The organism is Thalassobacillus sp. CUG 92003, from assembly GCF_013618635.1.
In the GTDB taxonomy this organism is placed as follows: Bacteria; Bacillota; Bacilli; order Bacillales; family Halobacillaceae; genus CUG-92003.
In genome coordinates, this window is sequence record NZ_JABLSJ010000002.1 from 34,128 (window position 1) to 53,442 (window position 19,315).

Annotated in this window: 18 protein-coding genes; 12 read left to right on the forward strand and 6 right to left on the reverse strand. The window is 47.8% G+C overall.

What is annotated here, in order from left to right:
• Nucleotides 1-88: 88 nt before the first annotated feature.
• The 6 genes from HOP45_RS02795 (at nt 89) to HOP45_RS02820 (ending at nt 5,422) form a co-directional block, all read left to right on the forward strand.
• Entirely contained in the window at nt 89-784 is a 696-nt protein-coding gene (locus tag HOP45_RS02795; RefSeq protein ID WP_181347391.1) for a CoA transferase subunit A, read from the forward strand.
• 18 nt (nt 785-802) lie between these two features.
• The gene (locus HOP45_RS02800) at nt 803-1,477 is read left to right on the forward strand and encodes a 3-oxoacid CoA-transferase subunit B (RefSeq protein WP_181347392.1); all 675 of its coding nucleotides are present in this window, start codon (nt 803-805) and stop codon (nt 1,475-1,477) included.
• Between the two features lie 12 nt (nt 1,478-1,489).
• Entirely contained in the window at nt 1,490-2,266 is a 777-nt protein-coding gene (locus tag HOP45_RS02805; protein ID WP_181347393.1) for a 3-hydroxybutyrate dehydrogenase, read from the forward strand.
• A 19-nt stretch (nt 2,267-2,285) separates the two neighbouring features.
• Entirely contained in the window at nt 2,286-3,464 is a 1,179-nt protein-coding gene (locus HOP45_RS02810; RefSeq protein WP_181347394.1) for a thiolase family protein, read from the forward strand.
• A 19-nt stretch (nt 3,465-3,483) separates the two neighbouring features.
• Nucleotides 3,484-4,767, forward strand: a complete 1,284-nt coding sequence (locus tag HOP45_RS02815) for a GntP family permease (protein ID WP_181347395.1) — start codon at nt 3,484-3,486, stop codon at nt 4,765-4,767.
• A gap of 346 nt (nt 4,768-5,113) precedes the next feature.
• The gene (locus HOP45_RS02820) at nt 5,114-5,422 is read left to right on the forward strand and encodes an inner-membrane translocator (protein WP_181347396.1); all 309 of its coding nucleotides are present in this window, start codon (nt 5,114-5,116) and stop codon (nt 5,420-5,422) included.
• Nucleotides 5,423-5,555: 133 nt separating this feature from the next.
• On the opposite strand, the gene HOP45_RS02825 is transcribed toward HOP45_RS02820, so the two are convergent.
• From HOP45_RS02825 to HOP45_RS02835, 3 genes are all read right to left on the reverse strand, one after another.
• Complete coding sequence (locus tag HOP45_RS02825) at nt 5,556-6,224, reverse strand: DNA alkylation repair protein (RefSeq protein ID WP_181347397.1); 669 nt, start codon at nt 6,222-6,224, stop codon at nt 5,556-5,558.
• A 17-nt stretch (nt 6,225-6,241) separates the two neighbouring features.
• Entirely contained in the window at nt 6,242-6,811 is a 570-nt protein-coding gene (locus HOP45_RS02830) for a dienelactone hydrolase family protein (protein ID WP_181347398.1), read from the reverse strand.
• Between the two features lie 252 nt (nt 6,812-7,063).
• Nucleotides 7,064-8,062, reverse strand: a complete 999-nt coding sequence (locus HOP45_RS02835) for a tRNA dihydrouridine synthase (protein WP_181347399.1) — start codon at nt 8,060-8,062, stop codon at nt 7,064-7,066.
• A gap of 340 nt (nt 8,063-8,402) precedes the next feature.
• Here HOP45_RS02835 and HOP45_RS02840 point away from each other — a divergent pair, with 340 nt between their 5' ends.
• Nucleotides 8,403-9,182, forward strand: coding sequence for a hypothetical protein (locus tag HOP45_RS02840; protein ID WP_181347400.1), 780 nt, complete (start codon nt 8,403-8,405; stop codon nt 9,180-9,182).
• Nucleotides 9,183-9,234: 52 nt separating this feature from the next.
• On the opposite strand, the gene HOP45_RS02845 is transcribed toward HOP45_RS02840, so the two are convergent.
• Nucleotides 9,235-10,308, reverse strand: coding sequence for a hypothetical protein (locus HOP45_RS02845; RefSeq protein ID WP_219914462.1), 1,074 nt, complete (start codon nt 10,306-10,308; stop codon nt 9,235-9,237).
• Between the two features lie 277 nt (nt 10,309-10,585).
• Here HOP45_RS02845 and HOP45_RS02850 point away from each other — a divergent pair, with 277 nt between their 5' ends.
• Together HOP45_RS02850 and xylE are read left to right on the forward strand one after the other, a co-directional pair.
• Entirely contained in the window at nt 10,586-11,896 is a 1,311-nt protein-coding gene (locus HOP45_RS02850) for an FAD-binding oxidoreductase (protein WP_370457937.1), read from the forward strand.
• Nucleotides 11,897-12,358: 462 nt separating this feature from the next.
• Nucleotides 12,359-13,780, forward strand: a complete 1,422-nt coding sequence (gene xylE / locus HOP45_RS02855; protein WP_181347401.1) for a D-xylose transporter XylE — start codon at nt 12,359-12,361, stop codon at nt 13,778-13,780.
• A 50-nt stretch (nt 13,781-13,830) separates the two neighbouring features.
• Here the strand turns inward: xylE and HOP45_RS02860 are convergent, their stop codons facing one another.
• Both HOP45_RS02860 and HOP45_RS02865 read right to left on the reverse strand, forming a co-directional pair.
• Nucleotides 13,831-14,694, reverse strand: a complete 864-nt coding sequence (locus tag HOP45_RS02860; RefSeq protein ID WP_181347402.1) for an RNA polymerase sigma-70 factor — start codon at nt 14,692-14,694, stop codon at nt 13,831-13,833.
• Entirely contained in the window at nt 14,684-15,979 is a 1,296-nt protein-coding gene (locus HOP45_RS02865; RefSeq protein WP_181347403.1) for a phytoene desaturase family protein, read from the reverse strand. Before HOP45_RS02865 ends, HOP45_RS02860 begins: the two co-directional genes overlap by 11 nt.
• 177 nt (nt 15,980-16,156) lie before the next feature.
• Here HOP45_RS02865 and HOP45_RS02870 point away from each other — a divergent pair, with 177 nt between their 5' ends.
• The 3 genes from HOP45_RS02870 to HOP45_RS02880 all read left to right on the forward strand — a co-directional run bounded on the left by HOP45_RS02870 (nt 16,157) and on the right by HOP45_RS02880 (nt 19,262).
• Complete coding sequence (locus HOP45_RS02870) at nt 16,157-17,152, forward strand: aldo/keto reductase (protein ID WP_181347404.1); 996 nt, start codon at nt 16,157-16,159, stop codon at nt 17,150-17,152.
• A gap of 226 nt (nt 17,153-17,378) precedes the next feature.
• Nucleotides 17,379-18,887: a malate:quinone oxidoreductase gene (locus HOP45_RS02875; protein ID WP_181347405.1), complete on the forward strand. Its 1,509-nt coding sequence runs from the start codon at nt 17,379-17,381 to the stop codon at nt 18,885-18,887.
• Nucleotides 18,888-19,070: 183 nt separating this feature from the next.
• Entirely contained in the window at nt 19,071-19,262 is a 192-nt protein-coding gene (locus tag HOP45_RS02880) for a hypothetical protein (protein ID WP_181347406.1), read from the forward strand.
• The last annotated feature ends 53 nt before the right edge of the window (nt 19,263-19,315 follow it).

Below are 19,315 nucleotides of genomic sequence, written 5' to 3' on the forward strand. Positions count from 1 at the left end.
CATAAAATGTTCACAAACCTTGTGATAGCAATACCGCAAACTTGGCATGAAAATTGCATGTATAAGGGGGAAGGGAGTGTGACGCCTCATGAAACACATGTATACATCATGTCATGAAGCTGTGAAAGAGATTCATGACCATTCCACGATTATGGTGGGAGGGTTCGGCCTTGTCGGGATTCCCGAGAACCTGATTCTCGCGCTCGTCGAATCGAACGTCAAGCATTTGACGGTCATCTCCAACAACTGTGGAGTCGACGACTGGGGCCTCGGCCTGTTGTTGAAACATAAACAAATCGATAAAATGATCGGCTCCTATGTAGGGGAAAACAAAGAATTCGAACGCCAGGTGCTTGCAGGGGAGCTCGAGGTCGAACTGACACCGCAAGGGACACTCGCTGAGAAAATCCGGGCAGGCGGGGCGGGCATTCCAGCCTTCTATACACCTGCAGGCGTTGGAACACCGATTGCGGATGGGAAAGAAGTGCGCAACTTTGACGGAACAGACTACCTTTTACAAGAAGGATTGACGGCAGATGTCAGCCTCGTCCGTGCCCTAAAAGGCGACCGTCACGGCAACCTCATCTATAACAAAACCGCACGAAACTTCAATCCGATGATGGCAGCAGCTGGAGCAGTGACCATTGCGGAAGTTGAAGAACTTGCCGAGCCGGGTGAGTTACCTGCAGACGGCATCCATACGCCGGGCATTTACGTGCAGGGATTGATCGAAGGCAAGCAAGAAAAACGCATCGAGCGCTATACGGTAAGTACACACGCATAACGAGGAGGTAGATGAACAATGGCGGTAAAGATGGACAAAGCGGCCACCCGCGAACTGATTACGAGACGAGCCGAGCAGGAAATTGAAAGCGGTTTCTACGTCAACCTGGGCATTGGCATGCCGACAATGGTCGCAAATTACATCCAGCCGGAGAAAGACGTCGTCCTGCAATCGGAAAACGGTCTCTTAGGCATCGGGCGTTCGCCTTATGAGGACGAAGTCGATCCGGACTTAATCAATGCAGGGAAAGAAACCGTGACCGCAGCCCCCGGGGCAGCTTACTGTGACAGTGCCGAGTCCTTCGCGATGATTCGCGGCGAGCATCTCGACCTTGCGATTTTGGGCGGCATGGAAGTGGCGGAAAACGGAGACCTTGCCAACTGGATGATTCCAGGAAAAATGATCAAAGGCATGGGCGGGGCGATGGATATCGTTCACGGATCGAAAAAGGTGGTCATCATCATGGATCACGTCAACAAACATGGCGACCCGAAGATTTTGAAGGCGTGTAAACTGCCGCTGACCGGAAAGGGTGTCGTCGATCGCATCATCACCGATCGAGCAGTCATGGATGTGACTGAAGCGGGTCTGGTGCTGGTCGAAATCGTTGAAGGCTGGTCCGTTGAGGAAATCAAAGCATCGACAGAAGCAGAATTGATCATCAGTGATGAGCTTTTGGAAATTAGTCAATGAGGGGGAAGACAAATGGTAGACAATAAGGTCGTATTCATTACAGGGGCAGCGAGTGGCATCGGCTATGAAATCGGGATAGCGTTCGCTCGCCAAGGCGCCAAGGTTGTGCTCAGTGATATTCAAGAAGATAACGTGAAACAAGCAGCAGCGCGCCTGAATGACGAAGGACTGAAAGCAGTCGGACTCGTGTGTGATGTGACAAAGGAAGAGCAGATCCAACGCGCGATCGACGAAACGGTGGAGACGTTCGGGCGTCTCGACGTCCTCGTCAACAATGCCGGTTTGCAGCACGTTGCGTCGATTGAGGAATTTCCGACTGAAAAGTTCGAACTGATCACGAAAGTCATGCTTGTCGCACCATTCATGGCGACGAAGCATGTGTTTCCGATTATGAAAAAGCAGGGATTCGGCCGCATCATCAACATGGCATCCATCAACGGGCTGATCGGTTTTTCCGGTAAAGCGGCCTACAACAGTGCCAAACACGGTTTGATCGGCCTCACGAAGGTGACCGCACTGGAGGGCGCGGAAGCGGGCATTACCGTCAACGCCATGTGCCCGGGCTATGTCGATACACCACTCGTCCGCAACCAGCTGGAAGACCTCGCTGAAAACCGCGGCGTTTCTTTAGAAAAAGTATTGGAAGAAGTCATTTATCCGTTAGTGCCGCAGAAACGGCTCCTGGCCGTCCAGGAAGTCGCGGACTATACGATGTTCCTCGCAAGCAACCAGGCAAAAGGTGTCACAGGCCAGGCGGTCGTCATCGACGGTGGCTACACGACGCAATAAACGAAAGGAGATGTTTCACGTGAAACACGTTTATATCTTAGCAGGAGCACGCACCCCGTTCGGAACGTTCGGCGGTGCCTTGAAAGACGTAGACCCGACCGATTTAGGGGTGACAGCAAGTCAAGCCGCATTGGAACGAAGCGGTATTTCCGCCGACCACATTGATCTGACGGTGATGGGGAATGTCATCCATGCTTCGCAAAATGCACCCTACCTCGCGCGCCATATTTCGCTGAAAGCAGGCGTGCCGAACTCAAGCCCGGCCCTTGCCGTCAATCGCCTGTGCGGGTCTGGCATGCAATCGGTCATATCGGCCGCTCAGTCGATCCAGCTCGGTGAAGGGGAAACCGCGCTCGCGGGTGGTGTCGACAACATGAGCCTCGCCCCGTATGCGTTACGCGGCAGCCGTTTCGGTACCAAGCTTGGCGCGCCAAAAGTGGATGACATGCTCTGGGCAGCACTCACGGATGAGTATATCGGTGCCGGCATGGGAGTCACAGGAGAAAACCTTGCCGATAAGTACGAGATTACGAGAGAACAACAAGATGCGTACGCAACACGCAGTCATAAGCTCGCGGCCGAAGCGCGTAACTCTGGTAGATTCGCAGACGAAATCGCTCCAGTCGAAATTAAAACAAGCAAAGGAACCAACGTCGTCGATCAGGATGAGCACATTCGTGAAGACACCAATCTTGAGGGGCTGGCCAAGCTGAAACCAGCCTTCAAGAAAGGTGGCACAGTGACCGGCGGAAATGCGAGTGGCATCAATGATGGCGCAGGTGCCGTCGTGTTAGCCAGTGAACATGTTGTAAGCGAGCACAATGTAAAGCCGGCAGCGAAAATCATCGCCTGGTCTGTCACAGGTGTCGATCCGGCGTACATGGGCATCGGCCCTGCACCAGCGATCCGCCAGGCGTTGGAAAAAGCCGGACTCACCCTTGATGACATGGATCTCGTCGAAGTGAACGAAGCGTTTGCCTCGCAGTATTTAGCAGTCGAAAAAGAACTCGGCCTCGACCGTGACAAAGTGAACGTCAACGGCGGCGCGATTGCGCTTGGTCATCCCGTCGGCGCCAGCGGTACGCGGGTACTGTACACGATGATCAAAGAATTGCAACGTCGCGAAGGCCAATATGGTGTCGCATCACTCTGTATCGGCGGCGGTCAAGGCATCGCCATGGTCGTCGAAGCGCAATAAAAAACAAGGAGGATAAATTATGTTCGGAATTTTTCTCGGACTTGCCGTATTGATGTTTCTCGCCTACCTGGGCTGGTCCATTATCTGGGTGGCGCCCATCGCAGCTGGAGTCGTCGCCGTAACCGGCGGTCTCGACCTGCTCGAAGCCTATAAAGATACATACATGGGCGGTTTCGTCGCATTCGCGAAGGACTGGTTCCCCGTCTTCATGCTCGGGGCCATCTTCGGAAAACTGATGGAAAACACAGGCATGGCCCGCTCGGTCGCTGTTGCCCTGACGAAATTGATCGGGACGCAGCGCGCGATTTTGGGCGTACTCGCCTCAGCGGCCGTATTAACGTATGGCGGCGTCAGCCTATTTGTCGTTGTTTTCGCTGTCTATCCCCTGGCCTTGTCGTTGTTCCGTGAAGCGAACATCAGCCGTAAACTGATTCCGGCTACCGTCGCTTTAGGGGCCTTCACCTTCACCATGACAGCTCTGCCAGGCTCTCCGCAAATTCAGAACTTGATCCCGATGGAATACTTCCAGACCACTGCGACCGCAGCGCCTGTGATGGGCATCATCGCGGCCATCATTATGGCCGGCGGCGGTTACTTTTACCTGAGGTGGCGCGAGAAGAAGCTCGTCTCCCAGGGAGAAGTCTTTACAGAACCGCAAGAGAAAAAAGGGGTGGAGCAACCAGATGAAACGCCGAACTTTTTCCTGTCGCTTCTGCCCTTATTGACTGTTCTCCTAACTTTGAATCTCTTAAACTGGGATATCGTCACAGCCCTGATCTCAGGCATTGCGCTGATCATGCTGCTTAACGTCACGATGTTCAAGAAATTCATCCCATCCATGAACAGCGGCGCAAGCGGGTCCGTCATTGCCATCATCAACACGAGTGCCGCGGTCGGATTCGGTACCGTTGTCCGCGAAGTCCCGGGTTTCGCCAATTTGACCCAACTGTTGATGGGCGTCAAGGGGAATCCGCTCATCTCAGAAGCGATCGCCGTCAACGCGCTCGCAGGTGCCACCGGCTCTGCATCGGGCGGGATGGGCATCGCACTCGAAGCGCTCGGATCCAAATACTATGAAATCGCCCAAAGCTCAGGCATCAGCCCGGAAGCCTTCCACAGAATCGCCTCGCTCTCCTCCGGCGGCCTTGATGCTCTGCCGCACAACGGAGCGGTTCTGACCCTATTTGCGATTACAGGTATGACGCACAAAGACAGCTACAAAGACATTTTCGTCGTAGCCGTCCTGATCCCCGTCATCTCTGTCGCTTTTGTCATTTTGTTGAACACGATTGGCATTCTGTAAGAGGGGTAACATTCATCATTCAAGTCATCCGAATTATGGGTGGCTTGTTTTTTATGGAGACAGGACGCTTAACAAACAGACTCGGGCTTCCGTACAGGGAGGCCTTGGTCTGTTTGTTTTTAGCTCTATTCTTTATGTTACTTATCTTGTATGGTCAACGGGAAATCTTGGCGAGGAAGCCAGGGGGAATCACTGTCATCTTAGAATCAAACAAATGCCTTCTAAATCTGAAGAATGTTCTTATGCGGCATGTGTACCTGATTATTTAGGATAGCACAACTATTTTTTGTAAAATATTCCAACATGCCATATATTAAACATAAGAATTTATTTTAGGAGGGACTGCATGAACGATCTGGATGGAGCGCTTACTATACTTCTTTTCATTTTTTTAATCCTGGTCAACGTTTACACCATTAAGTGGTATAGAAATGGACGTTTACATTTATGGGTCTCCGGTCTTCTACTGGCAATTACGGGTGTTATACTTGGTTTTTTAACAGGTGCCATTCTGGTACCGTCGAGTGGCGCAGGAGGAGCGATGTATGGAGCATTCGTAGGTCTTGTTATCGTAGGCAATGGATTACTTCTTTTCCTCGCAGGGCTTATCGTAACCATCGGAAAACGATTGACTAAAAACAATACTCAAGCATAAGAAAACCCCAAAACTGACCGTCTCTTAATGAAATCGTCGGTTTTTTGGCTACCCATAAAAATGCCTTCCAGTTTTTGAGGCTTTGAATGCCTATATTTTTTGCATTATACTCTAATTAATTTTTCAGCGGTAACTAATTATTTTGTCGTTTGTTAACTTCAATCGTAATGAATTCCGGCAAATAGCTGGGTGTACATCCTTTTGCTACTTTTTCTTCTTTGTAAAGACCCGTTTTCTCACCAAGTTTTATACAACGTGCACGATTCTTTTCATCATAAACGCCTATCCAGCCTGCTGTGAAATTCATGGCCCATTGAACTTCCGGTTCTTCCTGCTTAATATTAGCTTCTAATGCAGATAGCAAATCTGCGGTGTTATCAGGCGGTGTTTGTCCAGTCCATCTCAATCGCCCTTGATAATACCAGAAAGCTCGCCTTTGAAGAGCAAAAGGACTGTTTTGCCATGACTCCATCAATGCAATTTTCTTCTTGTCTTTGGTGAGCTGATTAGCCATTAACCAATCCATTAAGTTAGTTCGCTCATCAAAAGTGTGAGTCTGCATATCCTCATCAAGCTTATTTAGCACATCTTGTGTAAGAAGTGTTTTGTCCATAATTAAAATTGCTAATAGTCTGGGTAAAAACTCTTCGGTTGACCAAAGTTCCATAGCTAGTTCGTGATCTTTTTTTATGTTCTTCGCGATTTTCCGTAAGTCGCCTAGCTTAGTTTTGCTATTGATCTGAGATAGAATGTTTTCTGCTGTTGAAGAGCGTTTTATTTCTGTATCTCTTTTTTTATCCATTTTATACAACTCCTTAACTATGCGAGAAAGTCGAGAACCCGTTTGATCACAAGTTTCGTCGCGTCTGCATCGTAAGACGGTAAACTACTGTCGGTGAAGAGATGTTCCTTGCCTTCGTACAGAAAAAGTTCAGCGTGATTGGTCGACACCACAAGCTCTCGGGCTGCGTTGATGTCGCCGTCTTCAACGAAAAAAGGATCTGCATTCATAGCGTGAATTTGCACGGGCAAGTCGACCGGCCACTGAGATTCAAAGGCCGAGGTGGGGAGGCAGGCATGAAAAAATAGCGCACCTCTGGCGCCTTCACGGGTTTGAGCGAGCTGCTGTGCTACTGGGACACCGAGTGAAAAACCCGCATAGACGACATCGCGCGAAAGCTCGTTGGCTGCTCGAACGCCGCGCGCCGTCACTTCTTCAAATCCGATTTCCTTAACTAATGCCAAGCCTTCCTCCAGCGAGAAAAACATGCGTCCGTCAAATAAATCTGGCACATGCACAGTATGACCTGCATCTCTCAGTTGATCGGCGATTGCTTCAATCCCCTTCGTTCGGCCTAAAACGTGGTGTAACAACAAAACTTCTGCCATCGTTCATCCTCCTATTTAATAAATTTTATATGTCTAAATTTCGACAAGAAAGCCTGTTTGACCTGCCAAAACTACACGATTAAGAAATAACCGCCTAATAAAAGCCACCCATTACTTATTCAATAGAACGCAGACTCAGTTTCGATATAGCTGCCACATATAGAATCAAATACATATGAACGCATTAAATCATCGTAATTAAAAACGGGGAGCATCCCTAATCTGGAATGCTCCCCTTTCTGGTCATCTTATTTAAGAAACAGAAAAACCTTCTTCTTCTTTCACGCCATCTTTCTCTGTAAACGCATCAAGCAGAGCACGCACTTCATCGGTGGATTCTGTACTCATCAGCCGATTTCGCAAGTCACTCGCTCCCCGGAATCCGCGGACGTAAATCTTGAAAAAGCGGCGGAGCGGTCTGAAGAGACGGGGCTCCAGTTCTTCTGAGTACTTATCATGAAGATCGAGCTGCAGGCGCAGGAGATCGAGGAGCTCTTCGCTGGTGTGTTCCTTCTTCTCTGTTTCGAAAGCGAACGGGTTATGGAAGATCCCTCGTCCGATCATCACGCCGTCCACGCCATATTTTTCTACGAGTTCAAGTCCCGTCTGACGGTCGGGAATATCACCGTTGATCGTCAGAAGCGTATCAGGGGCGACCTCGTCACGGAGTTTTTTGATCTCCGGAATCAGTTCCCAGTGCGCATCGACATTGCTCATTTCCTTTTTCGTACGGAGATGGATGGACAGATTGACGATATCCTGTTCCAGAAGGTGCTTCAGCCAGTCGTGCCATTCCTCGACTTCCGTATAACCGAGCCGGGTCTTCACGCTGACGGGCAGTCCTCCCGCTTTGGCTTCCTGGATGATCTTTGCTGCAACATCGGGGTGACGAATCAGGCCGCAGCCTTTCCCTTTAGTGGCAACATTTTGCGCAGGACAGCCCATGTTGATGTCCACACCGCGATAGCCCATTTCGGCCATGCCGATACTCATCTCCCGGAAGAGTTCGGGTTTGTCTCCCCAGATGTGGGCGACAATCGGCTGTTCATCTTCCGTGAACGTCAGACGCCCCCGTACGCTATCTATACCTTGCGGATGGCAGTAGCTTTCCGTATTCGTAAACTCTGTAAAAAACACGTCTGGCCGCGCTGCTTCACTCACGACATGACGGAAAACGACATCCGTCACGGCTTCCATCGGCGCCAGCACAAAAAACGGCCGCGGCAGCTCATGCCAAAAATTATCTTTCATATCTATCTGAACCCTTTCCTTAAGGGAAACGTGTTCCCAAAATTAAAAAGTGAAAATGCTTCTCTTTTATCCCTTACCAATTCGGATGGATTTCAACCATTATATACTGTAATACCATTAAGCGGAAAGTGCAAGGGAATGACTTGCTTTGTTTTGACAGTGGTCACACTCTCGCTTAAAAATATTAGATAATATTCGATATATATAATATTAAATCTTTTTAAGGGGGGGCAGCGTTGACGAATACTATAAAACCATTTATGATAAATCATTTAATTTAACCAACCCTTCAAAGTTTCTTTCCAATGAGAACAGGATTAAAAATGCAGACTCAATTAAATTGGATCAATTAACACTCTCGGATGCATTTGAACATCTTCAAAAGACACAATCTTCGCCAGAAATAACCGTGTCCATTGTTCAAGAAAAGGAAGATGTCAACACTGATTATGAAGACTACTACAAGTCCTTAATTGAAAATAGCGGTGATCTTTCTAAACAAGAAAAGTATGAACTGTCAGAAATGGTTAAGAATGTTGTTTCTATAAATCAAGAGTACAAGAGCGGCAACTGGACGAGCGACAAAGAAAGTATGTATCATTTGCAAACGCAAATGAAACTTGATGTAATAGCTGAAAAGCTCATGCCGTCCTCACTGAAAGAAAAGTTTAATAAGGCAACAGGGGAATACACGGAACGTAAATTACAAGAAACGGTGAATGTATCCCTTGAAACGTATCAAATCATCTATAACAGAGATAAAAATAAAAGTGGCCCCTTCGATAGGATAGCAGACCGCATGAAAGATGCGATACAGGAGATTAAAGAGGGCAGTCATATTACTCAAAGAGAACAAGAACAATATAAAGCTCTTTATTCACAAATAGACGTTAAGAACGGTCCTTCCTTTCAACAGGGCTACGAAAAAGTAATGGAAGGTTATGAGAACATCCAGAAACAGCAGCTTTCTGGCCATTGGAACAGCTCAAGCCAATCCCGTACAGATGAAATTGTTGAACTTTTAAGGGAGGATTGGAATGCGTTTGTAAATTCAACATCTTCATTTCATGAGTACCCAGTCTTCTCTAAGAAAAGCTTTATATTAGACAGCCGGATATAAGATGTTATCAAAAAAAGTGCCTGTTCTTCATAAATAGAACAGGCACTTTTCTTTATTGATAATTCACAATTGCCGGACTTGGATCAAGCTTCACAACTTGCTCCGGAGTCATGACAGGCTTATCTTTGTTATAGAAAACTTTAAATCCGCCATACTGGGACGGCTTATCACGCACGTATTTTTTATACAGCGCCATTTTGTCTGCAGAGTTGCCCCAGCCATCAAAGTTAAGGGCCACTTCAACGTTGTCGGTCGGCTGGATGGCTTTTTTATTGGTCAGTACATGCTCTGTAAACTGGTGGACGAGCACGAACTTGTCGGGCAGATTATTTTCTTCGGTCAGCTGGGATACATATTCGACCGCTTTTTGAACTTCTTTTCCATTGACCTTGCCGAGGTCTTCACCTGGTACTTGGCCTTCTTCAATTCGGAATTCGGTGTCGATGGCCAGGTGGACGTTCGGGTGCTTCAGCCATTTCTTGATGCTCTTCACTTGATTCATGACGGTATCGGCGCCGAGCTGGAGATCGAGAAGAACGAGCGCATCATGTTTTTCTGCGAGTTCGACATACTTCTTGGTCTTTTCATCTGAAAGTTTGCTGACGTATGTGTTATCAGGGCCAGGCGCGCGTTGGGCCATCGTTGTAATCAACTCGATTGTGGGAATGGCTGGGCGCTCAGGATCAGCATTCGAGTAGGCTTGAGCCTGCTCCTTGAGCTCTTTCATAAACTTCTCCGGCTTCATCGTGCCGAGAATGCCCATATTTTCCGATAGCGGGGTGCCGTAATATGCTACAAGCCTATGATTCTTCAGCGGGCCGTCTGTGTTATCTTCCATATCCTTGGCGAGTGTTTCACCAGCGGGGACGGCACGGGAAGGATCACTGCTGAAGGCACCCTCTTGCTCTGGCATATTTTTCAGCTCTTCCTCCGACAGCTTTTCTTTCAGGGGGACAGCATCTTCAGAAGGCTCTATTGCTTGATAAGGAGGCGCCGGCTCCTTTTGTTCCGGTTCACTTGCGTTTGTAGGAGCGTCTTCTGCTTCTTTGGATGCCTGTTCGGAACAAGCCCCAAGCACACCTACAAGTAAGACGGCTATCAGCAACGTTGAGAGTTTATTAATCATGTCTAACACTTCCTTTATGTAGAGAGGTTGGGTTAAAAGGTATAATTTAGAAAAAATGCTAACATATTTTTCTAGGGTTGAGGCTTTTTGTCACGAGATTGAAAAATAATTATTATATGTGAGTTGCTAGTTTACTCATTACATTGCGTACATAGCCCTCTATTAAAACCCACACCGTTTCCTAACACAAGAATACGATAGTAGGAAAACTACACGTATTGATAGAGGTGAAGGAAATGGAGGCCGACTCGTATTTTTTTGAAGGACAGGTGAAATCGTGACTCCGATAGATCCGTTTTATGACGAAGCACGGGAGGAGTGGAATCGTGCTATACACAAATTTCCGTTGGTGATCGTGTATCGTGAACGAAAGCAGGATGTGGTGAATGCGATTAGTTGGGCACGAAAGCATCGCGTTGGTATCCGCATCAGGTCTGGGGGTCACCATTATGAAGGATATTCGATTGGAAATAGTGTATTGGTCATTGATATCAGTCGCTTGAACGCGGTGGAACTGGACAAGAAACGTAACATATTACAAATGGAGGCAGGCGCTAAGAATTCGGAAGTGTATGATTTCGTTGGTTCCAGGGGCTACGCTTTCCCAGGGGGGACCTGCCCGACTGTTGGGGTCTCCGGTTTTACACTTGGGGGTGGCTGGGGATTCTCCAGCAGACTGTACGGGTTAGGCTGTGACAGCTTGATTGAACTGGAAATGGTGAATGACAAGGGAAGGCTGATCACGGCGAATAAATATCGCAACCCCGATCTTTTCTGGGCATGCCGTGGTGCGGGTGGCGGGAACTTCGGTGTCGTTGTCAGCATGTCCTTTCAGCTGCCAAACCCTACAAACCCAGATGTCACGCTCGTCAGACTTTATTATGTAGATACAACGAAGGCGAAGCAGGCACACGTGATGAACATATGGCAAAACTGGCTGCCCTGCTTGGATAAGCGTATGACGCTGGTCGCCAGTTTTTACAATGCAGCAGGGGAAGGGTTGGGCATCTTTGCAACGGGATTCTTTTATGGTTCACCAGAAGAAGCACGGGAGATTTTACAACCTTTTGCGGAGGTGGAAGGGTTTCGTCTGGAGCTTGAGGAATCCTCCTTCCTTGCAGCGGTGAAAAAGGTGGAAGCTACCTATCCGCCGCATGAAAAATTCAAATCGACGGGAAGGTTTGTTGACAGGAGCTATTCCCTTGGCGAGCTGGATGATATAGCTGGATTGGTACAGAACCCAGCCGACGGTTCTGTTTATGCGGCCGTCTCCTTTTATGCCATGGGAGGAGAAATCCGCAATGTCGGCAAAAGGGAAACTTCTTTCTTCTATAGGGATGCCACGTACATTATGGGCATCCAGTCTGTATGGACCGACGATACGTATGCAAATGAAAACGAGGATTGGGTCCGCGAGCGTTTTGAGTTTATCAAAAGCATGACGGAAGGTTCGTATGTGAATTTTCCCATTGATAAACTTAAAAACTATGAGTGTGAGTATTTCGGGGGCAATGTGAAGAGGTTGGAGCGGGTGAATGAGAAGTATGATCCGAATCAAGTATTTAAGTTTCCTCAGGCGTTAAGGTGAATGGGCATGGAGTGAGAGCTCTATGTCCTTTTTTCATTTAACGCTTATTCCCTTTTCGTCGACGAACTTTTTTTCAATTACGAGAATGCCAGTTATGATTGCGGAAACGCCGATGATATCGATCACAGTCATGTGGTAGTCTCCTTTTTTGGGTTCATTTGATTTAAGTTTCTTTTCCTTTTTATGCTGGCGTAATTTTAACATTTAGAGCGAAGGTGCCGCTACGGGGCTAGAGATTACTCCGGGCAAAGCATGCAAAACGAAGTGAATATGGGTGAGTATACTACCTAAGTGTTACCTCATTTTCGTCCAACATGCAGGAAAGACTCATGGCCTATGAATATCTGCTCAACTTAGTTTGTCCACTATACAAACTAAGTTACAGTTGGTAAAATTTATGTATGAAAGCGATTACGAAAATGAGAGGAGGAAGGAGTAGTTTTAGCTGCTGCTCTGCCAGAAATGAACAAGCATAAGGGCGTGTACATTGTTCTCATCACATTGGTGGCGACGCTTGGGGGATTGCTCTTCGGGTATGATACGGCTGTGATTTCAGGCGCGGAAGGTTCGCTGCAAACGTACTTCGCTGATGGGCAATTAAGTTCGCTCGTTCACGGGTTAACGGTTTCAAGTGCATTGATCGGTTGTATTATAGGTGGTTTGTTGTCCGGGTTCTTTGCTTCCAAGGTGGGCCGTAAACGCACCCTGATTTTGTCCGCCGTTCTATTCTTGGCCTCTGCTTTAGGTTCTGCTTATCCTGAAGTGTTGTTTTTTACTGCAGGGGAACCTACATATGGGCTTCTCTTCACATTTAATCTCTACCGCATCATAGGGGGAATTGGCGTAGGGCTTGCGTCCGCTGTTGCTCCTATGTATATCGGCGAAGTGGCGCCGTCCGAAATTCGCGGCAGAATGGTATCACTGAACCAATTCGCTATCATCTTTGGCATGCTGGTCGTTTATTTTGTGAACTGGGGCATTGCCAGGGGCCAGACGGAAGCATGGGTGAACGAAACAGGCTGGCGGTTGATGTTTGCCTCAGAGGCGATTCCGGCTTTATTATTCCTGCTGCTTTTGTTCACCGTTCCAGAAACACCGCGTTTTTTAGCTTCCCAGCAGAAGCAGAATGAAGCGCTGAAGGTTTTGAAGCGGATCTATGATGAGACGATGGCCAAGGCGACGTTATATGAAATCAACCAATCCTTCGATACGAAACGAGGTAAACTCCTCTCCTTCGGTGTATCAATCGTTGTGGTCGGCATTTTGCTGTCTGTTTTCCAACAATTTGTAGGCATTAACGTGGCCTTATATTACGCCCCGCGTATCTTTGAAAGCATGGGAGCGGCCCGGGACGCGTCGATGTTCCAAACGATCATCATGGGGCTTGTGAACGTCATTTTCACGGTTATTGCTATTCTCACGGTCGACAAGTTTGGAAGGAAACCTTTGCTGATCATCGGCTCAATCGGCATGACCATTGGAATGTTCGGGGTCGCAAGCCTTGCCTTTGCCGGCAGCATCGGGATAGCGACGCTGGTCTTCATCATCATCTACACGGCTTCATTCATGATGTCCTGGGGGCCGATTGTATGGGTGCTGATTTCTGAGATTTTTCCCAACAAAATCCGAGGAAAAGCGGTGGCGATCGCTGTAGCCGCTCAGTGGGCTGCAAACTATTTCATTTCTTCCACGTATCCAATGATGATGGAATTCAGCGGTGGTTTGACGTACAGCTTTTACGGTGTGATGAGCATTTTATCCGGTTTGTTTGTCTGGAAATTTGTTCCGGAAACGAAAGGGAAATCGCTGGAGCAGCTTGAAATGAGATTGAGGAAGAAACAGTCATCCGAGGACACTAACACCTCATATACGCAATCGAATTAATTAAAAACTCCCCTTCCTGTCCACGTGGCAGGAAGGGGCTTTATGAGCTCTTAACTACGAGGCAGCTTGTCCGGATTCAACGTAATATACAATTCCTCGATTTGGCCTTTCGTAATATAAAAACTGAGCGTGCCGTACAGCGCGCCATTCATATAGTACAGAATAGCGGGCTGGCCATTGATAGTGGTCATGTCACTAAAAGTGGCTTCCGGGACTTTTTTTGCAATACCGTATAGAAAAGCCAGTACGTTGGATGCGGATTCAATCGGCCGAACAGCTGATTTAACTTTGCCTCCGCCATCCGAATAGAGGGTGACCTGATCCGAGATCAGATCTAACAGGATTTCGGTATTTTGTGTTTCGAATGCCTGGATAAAGTGGTTGATTAGGGATTGATTGTGCTCATAGTGTAAGCTTTCGTTCTCGACACCCGAGATTTTGTGCTTGGCCCGGCTGAAAACTTTTCTGCAGTTATCTTGGCTTTTTTCAATGATGTCGGCAATTTCTGTATAAGAAAAATCGAACACGTCTCTCAGGAGCAGTACGGCGCGTTCATCGGGGTTCAAATGCTCCATCATCCGTAAATAGGCGATGCTTAAGCCTTCTTTCTGCAGGAGAGCCTGGGAGGGATCGCCCTCAAATTCGTTCTCGAGTAGAAGCGGTTCGGGGTTCCATGGCCCCATGTAATGTTCTCGGCGGTACCGGGCTGATTTTAAGACATCGAGGCACCGGTTCGTCATCATTTTACAGAGGTAGGCTTTTTTATTTTCCAGCTTTTCTTCCGGAATTTGATAGGCTTTTAAAAATGTTTCGTGCATTGCATCTTCGGTTTCAGTTATCGAACCTAGCATCCGGTAACCTAATGAAAACAGTAACGGTTTAAAGTGCAGGTACTCATCGTTACTAATTTGCAAGGGATCGCCTCGTTTCTTTTTGAATGATAGCTTCAGCGGCTTGTTTTCCGCTGCTGACGGCTCCTTCTGATAGTATAGAACGGGGATGAGCCCAGTCTCCCGCTATATATAAGTTAGAAAGGCCTGTTTCCGAACGCTGAAACATGTTTTCCTCTCCTGGTTGCGGTAAGCGTTGATTGACGGTCAATTGGGGGAGGCAGCGGCTTGTTATCCTGTACGCTTGCCAGCCGGGCTGGATCATCTCTAAGTAGTCTTCCAGTTCTTTTTTGACTTGCTTGCCATCTATCTTATCGTCCGGATGGTGATATTTAAACACGTGAAGCACGACATTGTCTCCATTATCTGAAAGTCGGGCAGATTGGGAATGGACGGCGAAATAGAAAGGTGCTCTCAGACTTAGGGCAAACAATCGTTCAGGACGGGGAAGCTGGGTCAAAGCGACGTCTAAAGTTGCCCCTTTTATGGGCGTGGTCTCGGCAAAACCATCCCGATTAGGAAACGTAATCGCCTCACTTAACAGGTCGTTCAGTTCATGAGGGCCTGCGGTGCTGAGTACATAGTTCGCGAGAATGCTTTCACCCCTGAGGACATCCACCTTGAATGTTTCACCCTCATCCAGGTCAATGCGTTTGACGGCTGAACGTGTTTGCACGTGAACACCTGAGATGACAGCCTGGTTATGAAGTTGATCCATCAGCGATTGCCACCCACCGTCGACATAGAGGACACCAGCCATCCCCGTCTTCATATGGTACAGCATGACCTTTGCGCTCACCTTTTCAGGCGTATGGCAATACATTACCAGCCTCCCGAGCGTATAGAGTAAGGCCTGAACGTTGTGTGATGAGGCTATCCGCCTTACCCATTCCTCGTAAGTCTGCTCGGCTAAATGATGGGGATCAACCTGATTGATTTTCATCAACACCTTGCCCCATTCTATACGTTCTTTCCAACTCAATAGCTTAGATGACAGTATACCTGAAGGGTTGAACGGTGCGGCATATTCTTTGTTGTTCTCAATTAATACGCCGTCTACTTTGGGCACGTTTTCATTAAGTTTAACACCTAACTCGTCGAAGATAGGTGCAGCATAACCTTTTTTATAAAGGGCGTGGGGACCCAAATTGAAATAGTTGTGATCGATCTGATCGGTTCGGGCCCTGCCGCCTATGGTGGTGCCGCTTTCTAATAGTAAGACAGATAGATGCGTTTTAGCGAGATAATTGGCTGCGACATAACCTGCTAAACCGCCGCCTATGATGACAACATCCCATGTTTGTGTCATACGTGAACCTCCTTTTTTGTGCTGTTCATCCCTCATAACGAGGAGTGGTGAGGATGTGTGACACTTTTATAAAAAAATTGTTTTGGAAATCGCTTACTTTCGATCAGCTACGTTTTGTTTTGCCTCAAAGTGGAATCAGACAACTGTGAGTTTTTTTAATACAAGGAGGCGAATCTGATGAAATCTTTAGAACAAGCCTTAAGACATAAAGTCGGTCTTGGGACAGCGCCATTAGGCAATATGTTCCGGGACGTACCAGAAGAAGAAGCACAGGAAACGATTCAAAGCGCCTGGGATCAAGGTATCCGTTATTTTGATACTGCCCCGTTTTATGGAGCAGGCTTAGCGGAGCAGCGCCTGGGTAACGTATTATCGAAGTATGATCGTGATGATTATTTTATCGGCACGAAAGTCGGTCGTTATGTCACGAATGAAAAAGAAGAGAAGGAAGGCTTATTTGCGGACGCCCGTGGCAATAAAGTGATCACGGACTATTCGGAGGATGCGACGCTGAAGTCGATTGAACAGAGCCTGGAGCGGTTGAAGACCGACCATTTGGATATGGTGTTTGTTCATGACGTGTCGCGTGACTTCCACGGCGATGAGTGGATAACAAAATTTGATGAAGCCCGAAACGGCGCTTTCCGGGTGTTGTCACGTCTGCTTGAAGAAGGTGTGATCAATTCCTGGGGGCTTGGCGTCAATACGACCGAACCGATTGAACTCGTCATGGAGCTCGAGGAAGCGCAGCCTGACGTGTGCTTGTCCGCAACACAATACACGCTGTTACAACATGAGCGTGCGTTGCAGCGGATGATGCCGACTGCTGCGGAGAAGGATGTGGGCATCATTGTCGGCAGTCCTTATAATTCCGGTGTGCTATTGGGCGGCGATCATTTCAACTATGCAAAAGCTGGTTCGGACATTTTGACGCACGTCAATCAGCTCGAAGACATTGCGGATCGTCATAATGTTCATTTAAAAGCGGCGGCCTTGCAATTTTCCACGTCTCACCCAGCTTCCAAAGCCGTGATTCCTGGTTCGACACGCCCGGATCGGATTGTGGAAGACGTAGAGATGATCAACGCAGATATCCCTGATGCGTTCTGGCGTGAATTAGTGGACAAAGGGTTTGTATCACCGCAAGCGCCATTACCAACGAAGGCATACTAGCAGGTCTTTGCAAAAGGGACGGCTCACGGGTTCAAACACGTGGGCTGTCCCTTTATTTAAGTGGCCAAAACAAGGAATCATATTTTAATCTCAGGGCAATAGTGATACACTATGATTGGATATAAAATATAGGAAAAAGCAGGTCGAATCGTGTCTTGTTGGTGCAGCGCATCGGCAGGCGTGCCTGCATCTTTTCTGCAAAATTTAGGGAGTTTGAACGATAATTATGAGTACACAATATACCAAATCAGACGTTATCTTAATTGGTTCTGGCATTATGAGTGCAACACTGGGGTCCCTGCTGAAAGAACTAGCCCCAGATTGGAATGTGCGCGTGTTTGAAAAGCTCGATCGTCCCGGAGAGGAGAGCTCGAACGCATGGAACAACGCGGGAACGGGCCATGCAGCTCTGTGCGAATTGAATTATACGCACGAACAGTCCGATGGCTCCATCGACATCTCCAAAGCCATCAAAGTGAATGAGCAATTCCAGGTGTCGAAACAATACTGGTCTTACCTCGTGAACAGCAACTTGATCCGCAACCCGCAGGAATTTATCATGTCATTGCCTCATATGAGTTTCGTCCAGGGGGCGCAAAACGTAGAATTTTTACGGAAGCGCTGTGAAACGATGGCCGCGAATCCCTTGTTCCAAACGATGGAATTTTCCGATGATATGGAACAGTTGAAGGATTGGATTCCGCTGGTCGTCAACGGCCGGACCTCGGATGAACCGATCGCGGCAACCAAAATCGACGGCGGCACAGACGTCAATTTTGGCGATTTGACGCGCAAACTGTTCGGCTATTTAGAAGATACCAACCTCGAGGTCAACTACGAGCACGAGGTTGAGGATATCAAACGGGCTAGCGACGGATCGTGGGAAGTGAAGGTGCACGATAATCAAAACGGCAAAATCGAATACCACACCGCCAATTTTGTGTTCATCGGTGGTGGAGGTGGCAGTCTCCACTTGCTTCAAAAAACCGGTATCCCCGAATCCAAGCACTTCGGCGGCTTCCCGGTAAGCGGGCAGTTCATGGTCTGCAATAACCCGGAAGTCGTGGACCAGCATCACGCCAAAGTGTACGGCAAAGCGAAGGTCGGCGCTCCGCCGATGTCCGTGCCTCATCTGGATACCCGGTTCATCGACAACAAAAAGACGCTGTTGTTCGGGCCATTTGCCGGCTTTTCCCCCAAGTTTTTGAAAACCGGATCCCTGCTTGATTTGATCACATCTGTGAAACGCGATAATCTCGTCACGATGGCAGCAGCCGGTGTCAAAAACATGTCCTTGACGAAATACCTGATTGAACAGGTTATCCAATCGAAGGAAAAACGTATGGAAGAGCTGCGGGCGTTCATCCCGAATGCTAAAAACGAAGAATGGGATTTAGTCGTAGCCGGCCAACGCGTCCAGGTCATCAAAGACACGGACGCGGGCGGCAAAGGCACCCTTCAATTCGGCACCGAAGTCGTCAGTTCAGAAGATGGGTCAATCGCGGCCTTGCTCGGTGCTTCGCCGGGTGCATCAACCGCTGTGTCTATCATGCTCGAAATCATTGAAAAATGCTTCCCGCAACATGTGAAAGAATGGGAGCCGAAAATAAAAGAAATGATTCCATCTTACGGCAAATCACTTGCAGAAAGACCAGAGCTGCTGCAAGAGCTGACCGATTCAACCGATCGGACACTCGGTCTCACACCAGACCAGAAAATGTCCCACTCGGGCTAATTCAATAACAGCGAGAGTAAAGGAAGTATAATGATTACTTCCTTTATTTTTTTATTCAATTCTGTGTACGCGCATTGAATTGTGATTGTAAGGCATGTCAGAGGCAGAATAAATTATGAAACGTGCAAAATCATGGATAAGTGTTTCACAGGAATGCATACACTGGGAGAGGGGATGATACGCTTGAATTTTGATAAAAAAATTGAGAAGAGAGTCAAACTCTTTGTGGACCGGGTGGCAGGCCGAGAACCAATCCCGATGTCCAAACCATTGAAAGGGCGCAGGCTCGACACCAATGAAGAATTTGAAACGCCGATCACCAAAGCGCAAAAAGCCTATGTGAAAGAAAAGCAATCAAAAAAAGATGAAACATAATAATATGACGCCGTTAAAGTGATCGTGATAGGAAAAGCAGGGCTTCCAATGTC

Bases quoted from the DNA above. Each gene is read 5' to 3' on its own strand.
- HOP45_RS02795 (WP_181347391.1), top strand. From the start codon at position 89: ATGAAACACATGTATACATCATGTCATGAAGCTGTGAAAGAGATTCAT.
- HOP45_RS02800 (WP_181347392.1), top strand. From the start codon at position 803: ATGGCGGTAAAGATGGACAAAGCGGCCACCCGCGAACTGATTACGAGA.
- HOP45_RS02805 (WP_181347393.1), top strand. From the start codon at position 1,490: ATGGTAGACAATAAGGTCGTATTCATTACAGGGGCAGCGAGTGGCATC.
- HOP45_RS02815 (WP_181347395.1), top strand. From the start codon at position 3,484: ATGTTCGGAATTTTTCTCGGACTTGCCGTATTGATGTTTCTCGCCTAC.
- HOP45_RS02820 (WP_181347396.1), top strand. From the start codon at position 5,114: ATGAACGATCTGGATGGAGCGCTTACTATACTTCTTTTCATTTTTTTA.
- HOP45_RS02825 (WP_181347397.1), bottom strand. From the start codon at position 6,224: ATGGATAAAAAAAGAGATACAGAAATAAAACGCTCTTCAACAGCAGAA.
- HOP45_RS02830 (WP_181347398.1), bottom strand. From the start codon at position 6,811: ATGGCAGAAGTTTTGTTGTTACACCACGTTTTAGGCCGAACGAAGGGG.
- HOP45_RS02835 (WP_181347399.1), bottom strand. From the start codon at position 8,062: ATGAAAGATAATTTTTGGCATGAGCTGCCGCGGCCGTTTTTTGTGCTG.
- HOP45_RS02845 (WP_219914462.1), bottom strand. From the start codon at position 10,308: ATGATTAATAAACTCTCAACGTTGCTGATAGCCGTCTTACTTGTAGGT.
- xylE (WP_181347401.1), top strand. From the start codon at position 12,359: ATGAACAAGCATAAGGGCGTGTACATTGTTCTCATCACATTGGTGGCG.
- HOP45_RS02865 (WP_181347403.1), bottom strand. From the start codon at position 15,979: ATGACACAAACATGGGATGTTGTCATCATAGGCGGCGGTTTAGCAGGT.
- HOP45_RS02870 (WP_181347404.1), top strand. From the start codon at position 16,157: ATGAAATCTTTAGAACAAGCCTTAAGACATAAAGTCGGTCTTGGGACA.
- HOP45_RS02875 (WP_181347405.1), top strand. From the start codon at position 17,379: ATGAGTACACAATATACCAAATCAGACGTTATCTTAATTGGTTCTGGC.